General features: G+C 68.6%; 11 protein-coding genes. 5 read left to right on the top strand and 6 right to left on the bottom strand.

What is annotated here, in order from left to right; genetic code table 11:
- Window position 1: 1 nt before the first annotated feature.
- Both QA861_RS17110 and galE read left to right on the top strand, forming a co-directional pair.
- Window positions 2-1,267 carry a glycosyltransferase 87 family protein gene (locus QA861_RS17110; RefSeq protein ID WP_443041496.1) on the top strand — a complete coding sequence of 422 codons (1,266 nt, stop codon included), beginning with the start codon at window positions 2-4 and terminating at the stop codon, window positions 1,265-1,267.
- A gap of 75 nt (window positions 1,268-1,342) precedes the next feature.
- Complete coding sequence (galE, locus tag QA861_RS17115) at window positions 1,343-2,359, top strand: UDP-glucose 4-epimerase GalE (protein ID WP_334589182.1); 1,017 nt, start codon at window positions 1,343-1,345, stop codon at window positions 2,357-2,359.
- 197 nt (window positions 2,360-2,556) lie between these two features.
- Here the strand turns inward: galE and QA861_RS17120 are convergent, their stop codons facing one another.
- Window positions 2,557-3,192 carry a TetR/AcrR family transcriptional regulator gene (locus QA861_RS17120; RefSeq protein ID WP_443041497.1) on the bottom strand — a complete coding sequence of 212 codons (636 nt, stop codon included), beginning with the start codon at window positions 3,190-3,192 and terminating at the stop codon, window positions 2,557-2,559.
- Between the two features lie 200 nt (window positions 3,193-3,392).
- On the opposite strand from QA861_RS17120, the gene QA861_RS17125 reads away from it, so the two are divergent.
- Window positions 3,393-4,325 carry an ABC transporter permease gene (locus QA861_RS17125; RefSeq protein WP_334589184.1) on the top strand — a complete coding sequence of 311 codons (933 nt, stop codon included), beginning with the start codon at window positions 3,393-3,395 and terminating at the stop codon, window positions 4,323-4,325.
- Window positions 4,318-5,130 carry an ABC transporter ATP-binding protein gene (locus QA861_RS17130; RefSeq protein WP_334589185.1) on the top strand — a complete coding sequence of 271 codons (813 nt, stop codon included), beginning with the start codon at window positions 4,318-4,320 and terminating at the stop codon, window positions 5,128-5,130. The genes QA861_RS17125 and QA861_RS17130 overlap by 8 nt, the downstream gene beginning before the upstream one ends.
- A gap of 8 nt (window positions 5,131-5,138) precedes the next feature.
- Here the strand turns inward: QA861_RS17130 and QA861_RS17135 are convergent, their stop codons facing one another.
- The 4 genes from QA861_RS17135 to QA861_RS17150 form a co-directional block, all read right to left on the bottom strand.
- Entirely contained in the window at window positions 5,139-5,582 is a 444-nt protein-coding gene (locus QA861_RS17135) for a GtrA family protein (protein WP_334589186.1), read from the bottom strand.
- A gap of 158 nt (window positions 5,583-5,740) precedes the next feature.
- Window positions 5,741-10,714, bottom strand: a complete 4,974-nt coding sequence (locus QA861_RS17140) for an NAD-glutamate dehydrogenase (protein ID WP_334589187.1) — start codon at window positions 10,712-10,714, stop codon at window positions 5,741-5,743.
- Window positions 10,715-11,176: 462 nt separating this feature from the next.
- Window positions 11,177-11,842 carry an HAD family hydrolase gene (locus tag QA861_RS17145; RefSeq protein ID WP_334589188.1) on the bottom strand — a complete coding sequence of 222 codons (666 nt, stop codon included), beginning with the start codon at window positions 11,840-11,842 and terminating at the stop codon, window positions 11,177-11,179.
- Between the two features lie 112 nt (window positions 11,843-11,954).
- Window positions 11,955-12,470 (bottom strand): DUF6912 family protein, encoded by a 516-nt coding sequence (locus QA861_RS17150; RefSeq protein WP_334589189.1) that lies wholly within the window; start codon window positions 12,468-12,470, stop codon window positions 11,955-11,957.
- 311 nt (window positions 12,471-12,781) lie between these two features.
- On the opposite strand from QA861_RS17150, the gene QA861_RS17155 reads away from it, so the two are divergent.
- Complete coding sequence (locus tag QA861_RS17155) at window positions 12,782-13,399, top strand: Rv3235 family protein (protein WP_334589190.1); 618 nt, start codon at window positions 12,782-12,784, stop codon at window positions 13,397-13,399.
- Between the two features lie 115 nt (window positions 13,400-13,514).
- On the opposite strand, the gene secA is transcribed toward QA861_RS17155, so the two are convergent.
- Window positions 13,515-16,337 (bottom strand): preprotein translocase subunit SecA, encoded by a 2,823-nt coding sequence (secA, locus tag QA861_RS17160; RefSeq protein ID WP_334589191.1) that lies wholly within the window; start codon window positions 16,335-16,337, stop codon window positions 13,515-13,517.
- Window positions 16,338-16,485: the final 148 nt, after the last annotated feature.

Below are 16,485 nucleotides of genomic sequence, written 5' to 3' on the forward strand. Positions count from 1 at the left end.
CGTGACGAGACCCCCCACCTCCACCCCCCTCACCCGCCTCCTCACTCTCGCCTTCGGCTGGGCCGCCTCCCGTGCCCTGATGCTGTGGCTGCTGGTTCACGACGGCCTCCCGCTGCTCGGCGGCGGTGGCGTGGCACGTGAGGTGCAGCGGCTGTACTTCCGCTGGTACGGCGTCCTCACCCAGGGCGCGTTCCCGGTGGACGACAAGCTGTGGCAGTACCCACCGGGCGCGGGTCCGGTGCTCCTGTCGCCCGCGCTGCTGCCGACGCTGACGTATTTCGAGGCGTTCGTGCTGCTCACGCTCGCCGCCGACGCGCTGATCCTGTTCGCCCTCACGCGCGCGGGAACGCGCCCGGGCCGTTCCCTGCACGGCGCCGTGTACTGGACGGCGAGCCTGCCACTCCTCCTCCATGTGCCGCTCGCGCGTTACGACGTGCAGGTCACGGCCTTCGCCGTCATCTCCCTGTTGACGTTGTCGCGGTCCCCGCGCGCGTGCGGGGCGTTCGCGGCGCTGGGCGCCCTGGTGAAGGTCTGGCCGGCGCTGGTGCTGCTGGGGATGCCGAAGGGCCGTACGAGCCGGTCGGCGTGGACGTCCGGGGCGGTCACGGCGACGGCCGCGCTGGCGCTCCTGGCGGCGGTCTTCAGCAACCCCTTCTCCTTTCTGCGCCAGCAGGGCGGGCGGGGCGTGCAGATCGAGTCGTTCGGCGGCACCGCGCTCTCCCTCGCCACGCGCGCCGGATGGCAGGGGCGCGTGCGCTACCAGTACGGCGCGATGGAGTTCGTGGGCCCGTACGTCTCGGCGGTGGCGGCACTGTCCCTCGCCCTGACCGCCGTGGCGTTCGGGTTCCTGCTGCTGTGGCGGGTGCGGGCCGGGCACTGGACGGAGGCGACGCCGTTCGACGCGGCGCTGACCGCCGTACTCCTCTTCACGGTCACCAGCAGGGTCATCAGCCCGCAGTACATGGTCTGGCTGCTCGGACTCGCCGCCGTGTGCCTGACCTCGCGGCACACCGGCCAGCGCCCGGTGGCATGGCTGCTGGTGGCGGCGTCGGCGGTCAGCGGCCTCGACTATCCCGTCCTGTACGCGGAGGTCGCGCACTGCACCTGGACGGGGGTGACGGTGATGGTCGTACGCAACGGTCTGCTCGGCGGGGCGGCGATCCTGTCCTTCGTACGGCTGTGGCGCTCGACCCGCCCGGCCGGGGTTCTGCTTCCGTCGCCTTCTTCCGCCCGTCCACTCCCCGAGCGGGAACCAAGTGCGGCTTAACGGGAGTTAACTGACAAAGTCGAAGCGAGCATTCGACCCGTCCGACCACACCACCACACGAGGGGACGGCCGCACATGACCTGGCTGATCACCGGCGGCGCCGGCTACATCGGGGCGCACGTCGTGCGCGCGATGACCGAAGCGGGCACCCGAGCCGTGGTGTACGACGACCTGTCCACCGGTATCGCCGAGCGCGTCCCGGACGGCGTCCCGCTGGTGGTCGGCTCGACCCTGGACGGAGAGCGGGTGGCGCGGGCCCTGCGGGACCACGAGGTGACGGGCGTGGTCCATCTGGCGGCGAAGAAGCAGGTGGGCGAGTCGATGGACCGCCCCCTGCACTACTACCGGGAGAACGTGGAGGGGCTGCGCGTCCTGCTGGACGCGGTCACGGCGGCCCGCGTCCCGTCCTTCGTGTTCTCGTCCTCGGCGGCGGTGTACGGCATGCCGTCAGCCGCGCGGGACGGCGACCTGGTCGCGGAGGACACGCCGTGCGCACCGATGAGCCCGTACGGCGAGACGAAGCTCGCGGGCGAGTGGCTGGTCCGCGCGACGGGCAGAGCGACGGGCCTGTCGACAGCGAGCCTGCGCTACTTCAACGTGGCGGGCGCGGCGGCCCCGGAGCTTGCGGACGTGGGCGTCTTCAACATCATCCCCATGATCTTCGAACGCCTGACGGCCCATGAACCCCCGCGCATCTTCGGCGACGACTACCCGACCCCGGACGGCACCTGCGTACGGGACTACATCCACGTGACGGACCTGGCGGAGGCCCATGTGGCGACCGCCAGGGCGCTGGAGGCGACGCCCGGCCGCGATCTCACCCTCAACATCGGCCGGGGGGAGGGCGTCTCGGTCCGCGAGCTGATCGAGCGCGTGAACGAGACGACGGGCCACACGCTGCCGCCCATCGTGTCCCCGCGCCGCCCGGGCGACCCGGCGCGAGTCGTGGCCTCGGCCGACCGCATCGCCGTGGAACTGGGCTGGAAGGCCAAGCACGACGTCCAGGACATGATCACCTCGGCGTGGGCGGGCTGGCTCCGGCTGCATCCGGAGGCGGGGAAAGCTGGGGAATCCGCCATGCGCGCAGGCTAGGACCCGGCGGCCCGACCGGACCGTGGCCCGCGCCGCCTGCCGCAGTGTCCTCCGCGACGTCCTCCATATGGTCATCAGGCCGGGCGACGAGGCGGCAGGCGCACGGGAGAGCCTGCTCCCGGGTGCCGGTGTGGCCGGCCACACCGATTTCCCGCCCGCTTCGGTCGTACGGATCAGACCGTCAACCCGTCAGACCGTCACAGCGCCTGCAGCGCCGCCGCGGTCGCCCGGGCCAGCGACGCCAGATAGCCCTTCGGCAGCTTGGGGTTCCGGATCACCACCGAGCGCCAGTAGAGCGGCCCGGAGATCAGGTCGAGGGCCAGGTCGGGGTCGATGCCCGAACGGACCTCGCCCCGCTGCTCCGCCGCCGCGACGATCCCGCTGGCGACGCCCTCCTGCCCCTCCCGCAGCGCCTTCTGCATGGCGTCGGCGATCTCCGGGTTGCGGGCCGCCTCCGCCTGGAGGTCGGGGATGACCTGCGAGGCCACCGGGTGGCGCAGCGCGCGGGACGTCAGCTCGTACAGCATCCGCAGATCACCCTCCAGCGTGCCGGTGTCCGGCGCCGGGAGCCCCTGCACGGCGATCGCGGAGACCAGGTCCAGCACGAGGTGCAGTTTCGAACGCCAGCGCCGGTACACCGCCGTCTTGCCGACCCCCGCCCGGCGCGCGATGCCCTCGATCGACATCCGGGCGTATCCGACGGCCGCCAGTTCCTCGAACACTGCCGCCCGGATCGCCTCCGTCACGTCCTCGCGCAGTACGGCGGCTCCGGCGGGGGCCCGGCGGCGGGTCCGTGCCGGTGCGGTCCCGGGCTCGTCGGTGTTCGTCGTCATACGGACCAGCATAGAGGCGTGACGACGAAACGGTTGCGTTCCGACGCCGAATCGGAATACGCTCCCGTCACGACGATACGGTCCCGTCCCGACGTAAGAGTATGGCAAGAATCGCGTAAGGAACCCCAAGGAACCGGCGGGGGACGCCTGCGACGGGAACCGGTCGCGCACCCCCTTCCCCCCGAGCGAAAGCAGCGGATGTGAGCCAGGCCCTCGACACACCGCCCCAGTCCACGCCACCTTTCCCAGGCGTCACACAGGCCGGCGACCACCTCACGGCGCTCGCCGTCCGGCACGGCCTGTCGGTCAGCGGCGCCCGTCCCACCCTGCGCACGTACATCAGCCAGCTGTGGGCACGGCGCCACTTCATCACCGCGTTCGCCACCGCCAAGCTCACCGCCCAGTACAGCCAGGCGAAGCTCGGCCAGGTGTGGCAGGTGATGACCCCGCTGCTCAACGCGGCGGTCTACTACTTCATCTTCGGCGTCCTGCTGGGCACCAAGCACGGGGTGCCGGACTACATCCCGTTCCTGGTCACGGGCGTGTTCATCTGGACGTTCACCCAGAGCTCGATCATGGCGGGCACCCGCGCGATCGCCGGCAACCTCGGTCTCGTCCGGGCCCTGCACTTCCCGCGCGCGGCCCTGCCGATCTCGTTCTGTATCCAGCAGCTTCAGCAACTGCTGTTCTCGATGGGCGCGCTGATCGTGATCCTGCTCTGCTTCGGGATCCCCGTCACCGCCTCCTGGCTGCTGGTCATCCCCGCCCTCGTACTCCAGTTCGTGTTCAACGCGGGCGTGTCGATGATCATGGCCCGGATGGGCGCCTCGACGCCGGACATCGCCCAGCTGATGCCGTTCGTGCTGCGCACCTGGATGTACGTGTCCGGGGTCATGTGGAGCCTCGACAAGCTGGGGAAGAAGGACAACCTGCCGCACGTGGTGGTGGTGATGCTGGAGACCAACCCGGCGGCGATCTACATCGACCTGATGCGTTTCGCCCTGATCGACAGCTACCACTCCAGCCAGCTCCCGGCGCACGTCTGGCCGATCGCGGCCGGCTGGGCGCTGCTCGCGGGCGTCGGCGGCTTCATCTACTTCTGGAAGGCTGAGGAGACGTACGGCCGTGGCTGAGAACCCGAACGAGCAGATTCCCACCGTCGTCGCCAACGGCGTCGACATCGTGTACCGGGTCAACGGCACGGGGGCCGGACGCGGTACCGCGACCGCCGCCCTCAACCGCATGATGCGGCGCAAGCAGAGCGAGAAGGCGGCCGGTGTGCGCAAGGTGCACGCCGTCAAGAACGTCTCCTTCGTCGCCTACCGCGGCGAGGCCGTCGGCCTGATCGGCACCAACGGCTCCGGCAAGTCCACACTGCTCAAGGCGGTCGCCGGACTGCTGCCCGTGGAGAACGGCAGTATCTTCACGGACGGCCAGCCCTCCCTCCTCGGCGTCAACGCGGCCCTGATGGGCGACCTGACGGGCGAGCGCAACGTCTACCTCGGCGGTCTCGCGATGGGCATGACCCGCGAGCAGATCAAGGAGCGCTACCAGGGCATCGTCGACTTCTCGGGGATCAACGAGAAGGGCGACTTCATCACCCTGCCGATGCGGACCTACTCCTCCGGCATGGGCGCCCGGCTGCGCTTCTCCATCGCCGCCGCCAAGGACCACGACGTACTGCTGATCGACGAGGCGCTGGCCACCGGCGACCGGTCCTTCCAGATGCGCTCCGAGGAACGCATCCGCGAGCTGCGCAAGCACGCCGGCACGGTGTTCCTGGTCAGCCACAACAACAAGTCGATCCGCGACACCTGCGACCGCGTCCTGTGGCTGGAACGCGGCGAGCTGCGCATGGACGGCCCGACGGACGACGTACTGAAGGAGTACGAGGCCTTCACGAACCGCCCGGCGGCCAAGCCCGCCCGCGCCGCCTAGGACAGGTCCTAGTGGCGGAATACCCAGGTGCGGTAGACGAGGAAGCGGAACGCCGAAGCGAGCACGATCGAGACGCCCTTCACCTCATTCGACTCGACCGGGCCATGCAATCCCAGACCGTGATAACCGATGTAGAACAGCCCGCTTTCCATCGCGATGCCGATCGCGCTGAACACGAAGAACAGCGCGATCTGCTGCCTGGTACGTGAGGCCCTGTCCCGGTACGTGAAATAGCGGAAGCCCAGATAGTTCGAGCCCATGGCGATGAGGCTGGCCAGCACCGTGGCCGTCATCGCCCGCCAACCGAGCCCGTGCAGCAGCAGGTTGAAGAACAGGAAGTTCACGAGCACGCCGCTGCCGCCGACGGCCCCGAATTTCACCGCTTCAAGGATTACGCGCCGCACCGACCGGACCGAAACGGACGGCCGCTTCTCGGAGACATTCACACTCACGCCCGCGACTTTATCCGAGGTGTCCGGTCTAGCAGAAAAGGGTAAATTCTCTGTCTGCTTTTCTCTAACAGTTGTCAAGAAAACGAGCGCCCCCGGCCGTCACGACCGGGGGCGCTCGTTCACAAACCGCCGTTCACATACCGCCGTTCACGTACCGCCTACGAGTGGGCCCGCAGCAGCGTCCGCATCGTGCGCATCGCGACCGACAGGTTCGCCAGGTCGAAGGCGTCCGAGCTCTGGATCTCGTCCAGGGTCGTGCGCGCCCGACCCAGGAGCGCGGTGTTCTTCTCCTCCCACGCCTTGAAGCGCTGCTCGGGCGTCGACGAGCCGTTGCCGACCGCGAGGACGTCCGCCGTGAGGGACGCGTGGGCCGCGTACAGGTCCTCACGGATGGAGGCGCGGGCCATGGACTGCCAGCGGTCGGCCCGCGGCAGTTCGATGATGCGGTCCATGAGCTGGGTGATGTGGAGACGGTCGGCGAGGTCGTAGTAGACCTCGGCGACATCCATCGGGTCGCGGCCCATCCGGTCGGCCACCGAGACGATGTCCAGCGTCGGGAAGGCGGACGAGAACCCCGCGACCCGGGTGGCGAGTTCGTCGGGGACGCCGGCGCCGGTCAGCTCGTCGTAGATCTCCTGGTACCACTCCAGATCCGCGCCGCTCAGCAACCTGGCCAGCTGGGACCAGACCTGACCGACCCGCTCACCGAAGAACTCGACGGTCTCCGTGAGTTGCACGGGCTGCGGCCGGTTGTTGAGCAGCCACCGGGTGCCGCGCTCCACAAGTCGCCGCGAGTGGAGGCGGATCCGGGTCTGGACGGCGGCTTCGACCGTGTTGTCGAGCGCCTCGACCGCGTCCCACACCGCACTGGAGTTGAAGATCGCGCGAGCCGCGGTCTGCGCCCGCACCACCTCCTCCAGCGAGGCACCGGTCTCCTCACGCAGCCGGTGCAGGAAGCTCGTACCGCCCGTGTTGACCGTGTCGTTGACGAGTACGGTCGTGATGATCTCGCGGCGCAGCGCGTGCCCGGCGATCTGCTCGGGGAACTTCTTGCGCAGCGCGCTCGGGAAGTAGGCGTCCAACAGGCGCCGCAGGTACGGGTCTTCGGGCAGCGAGGTACGCAGCAGCTCGTCCGAGACCGTGATCTTCGTGTACGCGAGGAGCACGGCCGTCTCCGGACCGGTCAACCCCTGCCCGGTGTTCAGCCGTTCACGGATCTGCCGGTCGGTCGGCAGGAACTCGATGGCCCGGTCCAGATGACCTTCGCGCACCAGGTGGCGCATGAAGCGCTGCTGGGCGTGGAGCATGTCCGGTGACTGGGCGAGGGCGTTGGCGATGGCCGTGTTCTGCGCGTAGTTGTTGCGCAGGACGAGTCCGCCGACCTCGTCGGTCATCTGGGCGAGCAGCTTGTTGCGCTGCTTGACGGTCATGTCACCTTCGGTGACAAGGGAGTTGAGCAGAATCTTGATGTTCACCTCGTGGTCGGAGGTGTCCACACCCGCGCTGTTGTCGATGGCGTCGGTGTTGATCTTCCCGCCGCGCTGCGCGAACTCGATTCGCCCGAGCTGGGTGAGCCCGAGGTTGCCGCCCTCACCGACGACCCTGACGCGCAGGTCGCCGCCGTCGACACGGATGGCGTCGTTGGCCTTGTCACCGACGTCCGCGTGCGACTCCGTACTCGACTTGACGTACGTGCCGATGCCGCCGTTCCACAGCAGGTCGACCGGCGCCTGGAGGATCGCCTTCATCAGGTCGGCCGGGGTCATCTTGCCGACGGCGCCCTCGATGCCGAGCGCCTCGCGGATGTGCGAGTTGACCGGGATGGCCTTGGCGGTGCGGGGGAAGATGCCGCCCCCGGGGGAGAGCAACTGGCTGTCGTACTCCGCCCAGCTGGACCTCGGCAGCTCGAACAGACGCCGCCGCTCGGCGTACGACGTGGCCGCGTCGGGCTTCGGGTCGATGAAGATGTGCCGGTGGTCGAAGGCGGCGACGAGCCGGATGTGCTCGCTCAGCAGCATCCCGTTGCCGAACACGTCACCGCTCATGTCACCGACGCCCACGACGGTGAAGTCCTCGCTCTGGGTGTCGACGCCCAGCTCACGGAAGTGCCGCTTGACGGACTCCCAGGCGCCGCGCGCGGTGATGCCCATGCCCTTGTGGTCGTACCCGGCCGAGCCGCCCGACGCGAAGGCGTCCCCGAGCCAGAAGTTGTACGACTGGGCGACCTCGTTGGCGATGTCCGAGAACGTCGCCGTGCCCTTGTCGGCGGCGACGACGAGATAGGTGTCGTCCTCGTCGTGCCGTACGACGTCGGCGGGCGGCACGACCTCGCCGGCCACCAGGTTGTCGGTGATGTCGAGGAGCGCCGAGATGAACGTCTTGTAGCTCCTGACCCCCTCGGCGAGCCACGCGTCCCGGTCCACACTCGGATCCGGCAGCTGCTTGGCGACGAACCCGCCCTTGGCGCCGACCGGCACGATGACGGTGTTCTTCACCATCTGCGCCTTGACCAGCCCGAGGATCTCGGTACGGAAGTCCTCGCGCCGGTCCGACCAGCGCAGCCCGCCGCGCGCGACCTTCCCGAACCGCAGATGGACGCCTTCCACCTTCGGCGAGTAGACCCAGATCTCGTACGCCGGACGCGGCGCGGGCAGGTCAGGGATGGCCTGCGGGTCGAACTTCATGGAGACGTAGTCGTGCGGTTTGCCGCCCGCGCGCTCCTGGTAGAAGTTCGTCCGGAGGGTCGCCTTGATGACGGTGAGGAAGGACCGCAGGATGCGGTCCTCGTCGAGGGAGGCCACCTGGTCGAGGGCCGCGTCCAGCTCCTCCGTGAGGGCGTCGGTCAGCTCGACGCCCGCCCGCTGCCGCTCCGGCGACATCCGCGCCTCGAACAGCGACACGAGCAGCCGGGTGGTGTGGACGTTGTTGCGGAGGGTGTCCTCCATGTAGTCCTGGCTGAACGTGGAACCCGCCTGCCGCAGGTACTTCGCGTACGCCCGCAGCACCAGCGCCTGACGCCAGTCGAGGCCGGCGCTCAGCACCAGCGCGTTGAAGCCGTCGTTCTCGGCCTGGCCGGTCCAGGTGGCCGAGAAAGCCTCCTGGAAACGCTCGCGGCCGTCGTCCCCGAGATAATCCCCGCCGCCGCTCAGCGACTTGGGCAACCGGAGCCCGAAGTCGTAGATCCAGGCGGTGCTCCGGTCCGAGCAGCGCAGCTCGTACGGCCGCTCGTCGATCACCTCGACGCCGAGCCGGTTGAGGACGGGGAGCACGGCGGACAGCGAGACGGACTCGCCGGTGCGGTAGATCTTGAAGCGGCGCTCACCGGGCACGGCGTTCACCGGCTCGTAGAGGCTCAGCGCGAAGTTCGTGCCGACGCCCAGCTTTTCCAGGTGGACCAGGTCGGCGACGGCTGCGCGCGGGGTGTGGTCGGCCTTGTAACCCTCGGGGAAGGCGTTCCCGTACCGGCGCAGCAGCTCGGCCGCGCGCTCCTCGCCGCACTCGGCGTTGAGCGCCTCCGCGAAACCGTCGGCCCAGGAGCGGGCGGCCTCGACGAGACGTGCCTCGATGCGTTCCTTGTCCTGGTCGGACAGCTGCGGCAGTTCGGTGCCCTGCGGAACCCGGACGACGAAGTGCAGCCGCGACAGGATGGATTCGGTGTTCCAGGCGGTGAAGTCGACGCTGGTGCCGCCGAGTTCCTCCTTCAGGATGTCGATGATCCGCAGCCGTACGCCGGTGGTGTACCGGTCGCGGGGCAGATAGACGAGGGCGGAGTAGTAACGCCCGTACTCGTCCTGACGGAGGTAGAGCCGCAGCCGGCGCCGCTCCTGGAGGTAGAGCACCGAGGTGACGATCGCCCGGAGTTCGTCGGGCGGCGTCTGGAAGATCTCGTCGCGCGGGTAGGTCTCCATGATCTGGAGCAGGTCGCGCCCGTCGTGGCTGTTGGGCCCGAACCCGGCACCCCGCAGCACCTCGTCGACCTTGCGGCGGACGACGGGCACCCGGCGTACGGACTCGGTGTAGGCGGCGGAGGAGAACAGCCCCAGGAACCGCCGCTCACCGACGACGTCACCGTTCTCGTCGAACTTCTTGACCCCGACGTAGTCGAGATACGACGGCCGGTGCACCGTGGCGCGGCTGTTGGCCTTCGTCAGCACGAGGAGCTTGTGCTCGCGGGCCTTGGCCCGGGCGTCGGCGGGCAGCCGCTCGAAGGACGGGCTGACCGGATGGCCCTCGTCCTCGGAGTGGTGCGGATCGGCCCGCAGGATGCCGAGCCCGGTCCCGGGCACGGCGGCCAGCGAGTCGTCCCCGCGCAGTTCGTACTCGCGGTAGCCGAGGAAGGTGAAGTGGTCCTGCGCCAGCCAGCGCAGCAGTTCGCGCGCCTCCTCGACGTCCTGGTCGACCAGGTCGTCGGCGGTCGGCTCCTTGGGCAGTTCCTCGGCGATGCGCAGCGCGGCCTCACGCATCTTGTCCCAGTCCTCGACGGCCTCACGGGTGTCGGACAGCACGCGCAGCAGGTCGTTGGTGATCTGCTTCAGATCGGCGCGGTCGGTCTCGCGGTCGATCTCGACGTGGATCCACGACTCGACGTGCGCGTCGTGCGGCAGCTCGGCGCTCCCGCCCACCGCACTCCCGGCGACGGGGGCGGGCAGCACCTCGATGAGCCGGCCGGTGAGGTCCCGTCGTACGACGAACTGCGGATGGATGACGAGATGGATGCCGCGACCCTGCCGGGACAGTTCGTTGGTGACCGAGTCGACGAGGAAGGGCATGTCGTCGGTCACGACCTCGACGACGGAGTGGCTGCACGTCCAGCCGTTCTCCTCGACGGTCGGGGTGTGCACCCGCACGCTCGCCGTGCCCTGCGGACGGGTCGCGCCCAGCCGGTAGTGCGAGAAGGCCGCGCCGAAGACATCGTCCGGTTCGCGGCCGAGGAGGTCCTCCGGGGCGGTGTGCAGGTAGTAGCGCTGGAGGAACGCGAGCACGGTGTCGTGGTCCGGGGTGCCGGGGTCTCCGCCGGGCATGGTCGCACGTGTCGTCCCGGTCGGTAGGTGCCCCCCGACCGGGCTGTTCTCAGCTACCCGGGCGGCCCTTTCGAGCAGCTCGGCCTTGGCTTCGTCCAGCTTGGTCTGCATTGTCCTCTGACTCCTGTCGCGCGCCGTTGCGTGACGTAGAAGGAAGTACGGTCCCTCCCGCGGTACAACGCCTCGACGCGGGGTCTCCGGTCTGTTCCGACGCTATGCCGCAAGGGGGGAAGAGCGGTGGGTTATCAGCCATTCTCGGCACCCCGGCGGAGTGTGACGCTGCTCTCGGCAACGCCGGTCCGTGGGATGCGTACGGCGTCCTGGGAACCCTCGGGGTTCCGTCCCGCCCGCGCCGACCAGCGATCGCCACCCGGGCACGGATGTGGTCCGTGCATTCCGGGCGCAAGGCAGGGACGACTGCGCCCCCGCGACATATCGCGCTGATCACGCCACCAGGCTATCGCTCATGACGGGGGCCACGTCATGCGCCATTTGTGTACAAAAACAGGTCGGCAAGTTTGCCAGTCTGCACAGTGGAGAAAAAGGGACGTCTTCAAACACCCCGAACGACGACTACGCGGCCAGCCGCTCGGCCTCGGCGACCGCCTCCGCCAGGCTGTCCACCACCGGCACGCCCACCTCTTCGAGGCTGGCCCGGCCATGGGAGCCACCGGTGTAGAGCACGGCCAGCGCACCCACGTGCAGGGCGGCGATCGCATCGTCGGCGGCATCCCCGATGACCACCGTGCGCGCGGCCTCGACGCCGGTGAGGGCCCCGAGATGGCGCACCATGTGCTCGGCCTTGCTGCCACCGGAGGGCCCGGTCCGCCCGTCGACCCGGACGAAGTGCGGCTCGATCCCGAATCCCCTGACCAGCGGGACGAGATCGGCATGCCCGTACATGCTGAGAATGGACTGGCTGCGCCCCGCCGACTGCCACCCCGCCAACAGCTCCCGCGCACCCACGGCAAGCTCACACGCCACCCGGTGCTCCGCGTAGTACCGGTGGAAGATCTCGTCCATGACAGCCCACTCGGCGTCCGTGGGCAGCCGCCCGAGCAGCCGCTCGTAGAACCTCGGCACCGGCACGCAGTACAGCTGCCTGTACTGCGCCAGCGTGATCGGCGCCAGGCCCAACTCGGCGAACGCGGCGTTCGTCGCCCCTATGACGGCGTCGGTGTCATGGAACAGGGTCCCGTTCCAGTCCCACACGATGTGCGCCGTTCCGTGCTTCCCCATAAAGAGAAAGTACCCCTCACCCCGGCCCCCGACCCGCACTTTCAGCCCGTCCGGCGTCTGAGGAGGAGCACCTTCGGGGCGAGACGACCCACCGCCCACCCCACCTCACCGCTCACCCCAACAACGCCACCAACTGAGGAATCTCCTGTGTGGCGTACCAGAGCAGCTCATGATCCTCAGCCCCGTCCACCGTGAACTGCGCATCGTCATCCCCCCGATCCGCCGCCCCCAACGCCGCCGCGGCCGCCGCGACATCCCCCTCCGCATCCCCGGCGTCGACATGCACAGCCGCCGCCTTCCCCAACGACACAGGCCCCCCGACCCGCACCTCACCCAGCGCGCCCGGATCAAGCCCCCGGTCGGGGTCGGCGACCGCCACCCCGTCCGCGACCTCCAGGGCGACGACCACACGCCGACGCATCACCTCCGGCTGCATCGCGAGCAGCCGCAGCGACGCGAGCGCGGCCCGATTCAGCGCCGAGTACTCCAGTTCCTCGATGTCGTCGGACAGATACCACTCGCGCAACGCGGGCGTGACGGCGTACGCGACGAACCGCCCCGCCCCCAACTCACCCGTCTTGTACGCCTCGGCAAGGCCGGGGAGGGTCAGAGGGACGTAGACGCGCATAACTGACCGCTTTCGTAGTTCGTAGAAGGCGTTTCCGACGGCCCGGGAAGGCCCTCAGGATACGTCGCGGCGTCCCCTTTCGAGTCCCCGCTCAGGCTTCTCCGGAGGTCAACAGTGCTCCTCGAAATTCACCCCGCCCACGGCTCCCACCAGGTCTTTACCCTCCGAGGATCACCCTGATAAGTGAACCTCCGACCCCCTCGATCCGCGCTCCGTCTCTCCTTGCATGCGACTGGTTACCCCCCGTACAAGATCCCCAACAGAAAGTTACTGCCCGGTATCTGGCCGGGCCTCGAGAACGGGGACATTCCATGAACAAGGTGATGACAAGGACGGTCCGCCGCGCCCCGTCCCACCCGCCGGTACGCAGGGACACCCGCCGCCCCGGCAGCACCCCGCACCGCACCACCCCGGGCGGAGGCACACCTCGTACACCCCTCCCCCAGGCCACCGCCCCCACCGAAACCCACCCGGAACCCCGAGTCCCCACCCAGGGCCGGCCACAGGGACAGGGACAGCACCCCGAACAGCACAGGACACCCACCCGCCCCCTCCAGAACCCCTCCCAGCCGCCCCGAGCTCTTCCCCAGCTCCAACCCACCGACCTCTTCGCCGACCGCCTCCTGGCGGTCCTGAGCGGCGAACGCCCCGTCCACAGCATGCTCCGCCACACCGTGGGCCGCGCCTACGACGAACTGGCCTGGCTCGCGGAGCGCGGCCCTCTGCGCACCCGCGGCACCCGCCCCGTCGTCCGCGACGTGGGCTACTACGAGCCCAGCCGGGGCGCCCTGGAGGCCTTCGCCCGCATCGGCGCCGGCGACCAGCTTCGCGCGATGGCCTTCCGCCTGGAACTGGGCCGGGACTTCCGCTGGCGCTGCACGGCGGTGGAACTGGGCGGCCCCCGAAGGCCACACACAGCGGACGACTAGTCCTCAAACCGAAGAGCCGGCCACCCCGCAGGATGCCCGGCTCTTCGAACAGCACGTCAGCGACGACCCACAGTCACTGCCGCACCACAACTACCGCTGCTCTACTACCTACTACCTACTTCTTACGCCGCCGCCCGCTCCGCTGCTTGCGCCGCTCGGCGCGGGTGAGCCCGTCCGCCTCGGACCGCACCTCGTCGTCGTCCCCGATGAGGTCACCCTCGACGATGCCGCCCTCGCCGTCCACGGTCGGCGCGGAGAAGTGCAGCCGGTCCGGCCGCTGCGGAGCGTCGAGACCCTTGGCGCGGATCTCGGGCCGGGAACCGGCACTCGCCTGCGCCGGCACCGAGTCCTCGGCACCCTTGTCCAGGGACGGCCTGGTGTCCGCGACCGGGACCTCCTCGACCTGCTGCTCGACCTGGACCTCCAGGTTGAACAGGTAGCCGACGGACTCCTCCTTGATGCCCTCCATCATGGCGGTGAACATGTCGAAGCCCTCGCGCTGGTACTCGACCAGCGGGTCCTTCTGCGCCATGGCGCGCAGGCCGATGCCCTCCTGGAGGTAGTCCATCTCGTAGAGGTGCTCGCGCCACTTGCGGTCGAGGACCGACAGCACGACCCGGCGCTCCAGCTCACGCATGATCTCGGAGCCGAGCTGCTCCTCACGCGACGCGTACTGGTCGTGGATGTCGTCCTTGATCGACTCGGAGATGAACTCGGGGGTCAGCCCGGCCCGGTCGCCGGCCGCCTCCTCCAGTTCGTCGACGGTGACCTTCACCGGGTAGAGCTGCTTGAAGGCGCCCCACAGCCGGTCCACGTCCCATTCCTCGGCGAAGCCTTCGGCGGTCTCCGCGGCGATGTACGCGTCGATGGTGTCGTCCATGAAGTGCTGGACCTGCTCGTGCAGGTCCTCGCCCTCCAGGACGCGGCGGCGCTCGCCGTAGATGACCTCGCGCTGCCGGTTGAGGACCTCGTCGTACTTGAGGACGTTCTTGCGGGTCTCGAAGTTCTGCGTCTCGACCTGCGACTGGGCGGAGGCGATGGCACGGGTGACCATCTTGTTCTCGATCGGCACGTCGTCCGGAACGTTCGCCATCGACATGACGCGCTCGACCATCTGGGCCTTGAAGAGCCGCATCAGATCGTCACCGAGGGAGAGGTAGAACCGCGACTCACCGGGGTCGCCCTGGCGTCCGGAACGACCGCGCAGCTGGTTGTCGATACGCCGGGACTCGTGCCGCTCGGTACCGAGGACGTAGAGCCCGCCGAGGTCCTTGACCTCTTCGAACTCGGCCTTCACAGCCTTCTCGGCCCGCTCCAGGGCGGCCGGCAGGGCCGCGGCCCACTCCTCGATGTGCTCCTCCGGGTCGAGGCCGCGCTGCCGCAGCTCCGCCTCGGCGAGGTCGTCGGGGTTGCCGCCGAGCTTGATGTCCGTACCACGACCGGCCATGTTCGTGGCGACCGTGACGGCACCCTTGCGGCCGGCCTGGGCGACGATGGTCGCCTCCCGGTCGTGCTGCTTGGCGTTCAGCACCTCGTGCTGGATTCCGCGCTTCGAGAGCTGCTGCGACAGGTACTCGGACTTCTCCACCGAGGTCGTGCCGACGAGGATCGGCTGACCCTTCTCGTGCTTCTCGGCGATGTCGTCGACGACCGCCTCGAACTTCGCGACCTCGGTGCGGTAGATCAGGTCGGACTGGTCCTTGCGGACCATGTCGCGGTTGGTCGGGATCGGGACGACACCGAGCTTGTAGATCTGGTGGAACTCGGCGGCCTCCGTCATGGCCGTACCGGTCATACCGGAGAGCTTGTCGTAGAGGCGGAAGAAGTTCTGAAGGGTGATGGTCGCCAGGGTCTGGTTCTCGTCCTTGATGTCCACCCCTTCCTTCGCCTCGATCGCCTGGTGCATACCCTCGTTGTAGCGGCGGCCGGCGAGGATACGGCCGGTGTGCTCATCGACGATCATGACTTCGCCGTCGATGACGACGTAGTCCTTGTCGTTCTTGAAGAGCTCCTTGGCCTTGATGGCGTTGTTCAGGTAGCCCACCAGCGGCGTGTTCACCGACTCGTACAGGTTGTCGATGCCGAGCCAGTCCTCGACCTTGGCGACACCCGACTCGTGGATGGCGACGGTGCGCTTCTTCTCGTCGACGTCGTAGTCGCCGGTCTCCTCGATGCCCTTGAGGGGGTTGCCCGTCTCACCGCGCTTGAGGCGCGTGACCAGCTTGGCGAAGTCGCCGTACCACTTGGTGGCCTGGTCGGCCGGGCCGGAGATGATCAGCGGCGTACGGGCCTCGTCGATGAGGATCGAGTCGACCTCGTCGACCACCGCGAAGTTGTGGCCGCGCTGGACGAGTTCGTCCTGGGACCACGCCATGTTGTCGCGCAGGTAGTCGAAGCCGAACTCGTTGTTCGTGCCGTACGTGATGTCGCAGGCGTACTGCTCGCGGCGCTGGGCCGGCGTCATGTTGGCCAGGATGCAGCCAACAGTCAGGCCCAGGAACTTGTGGACGCGGCCCATCATTTCGGAGTCGCGCTCGGCCAGGTAGTCGTTGACCGTGATGAGGTGAACGCCGTCTCCGGAGAGGGCGTTCAGATACGTGGGCAGCGTGCCGACCAGGGTCTTGCCCTCACCGGTCTTCATCTCGGCGACATAACCGAGGTGCAATGCGGCGCCGCCCATGATCTGGACGTCGTAGTGCCGCTGGCCGAGGGCGCGCTTGGCCGCCTCACGCACGGTGGCGAAGGCCTCGGGCAACAGGTCGTCCAGACTCTCACCGTCGGCGTACCGCTGCTTGTACTCATCGGTAAGGGCCCGCAGCTCGGCGTCGGAGAGGTCGACGAAGTCCTCTTCGATGGAGTTGACCTGGTCCGCGATGCGGTGCAGCTTGCGCAGGATTTTGCCTTCGCCTGCACGCATGATCTTCGAGAGGACGGACACGGGGGTTGGTCTCCTTGCCGGTCGGGCCGGGACGGTCGGTTTCCATTGTCTTAACTGAGCAACGGCCATCGTATGCGAGGACCCCGCCAAGCCGGGAGGTCTGCCGACGGGACAGCCATAAGGAGAACGGCCGGGAGTCACGGATGGT

The sequence above is a fragment of the Streptomyces sp. B21-083 genome, assembly GCF_036898825.1.
GTDB lineage: Bacteria > Actinomycetota > Actinomycetes > Streptomycetales > Streptomycetaceae > Streptomyces.

Coding starts and splice junctions, on each gene's coding strand:
- galE (WP_334589182.1), top strand. CDS start 1,343: ATGACCTGGCTGATCACCGGCGGCGCCGGCTACATCGGGGCGCACGTC.
- QA861_RS17120 (WP_443041497.1), bottom strand. CDS start 3,192: ATGACGACGAACACCGACGAGCCCGGGACCGCACCGGCACGGACCCGC.
- QA861_RS17140 (WP_334589187.1), bottom strand. CDS start 10,714: ATGCAGACCAAGCTGGACGAAGCCAAGGCCGAGCTGCTCGAAAGGGCC.
- QA861_RS17145 (WP_334589188.1), bottom strand. CDS start 11,842: ATGGGGAAGCACGGAACGGCGCACATCGTGTGGGACTGGAACGGGACC.
- QA861_RS17150 (WP_334589189.1), bottom strand. CDS start 12,470: ATGCGCGTCTACGTCCCTCTGACCCTCCCCGGCCTTGCCGAGGCGTAC.
- QA861_RS17155 (WP_334589190.1), top strand. CDS start 12,782: ATGAACAAGGTGATGACAAGGACGGTCCGCCGCGCCCCGTCCCACCCG.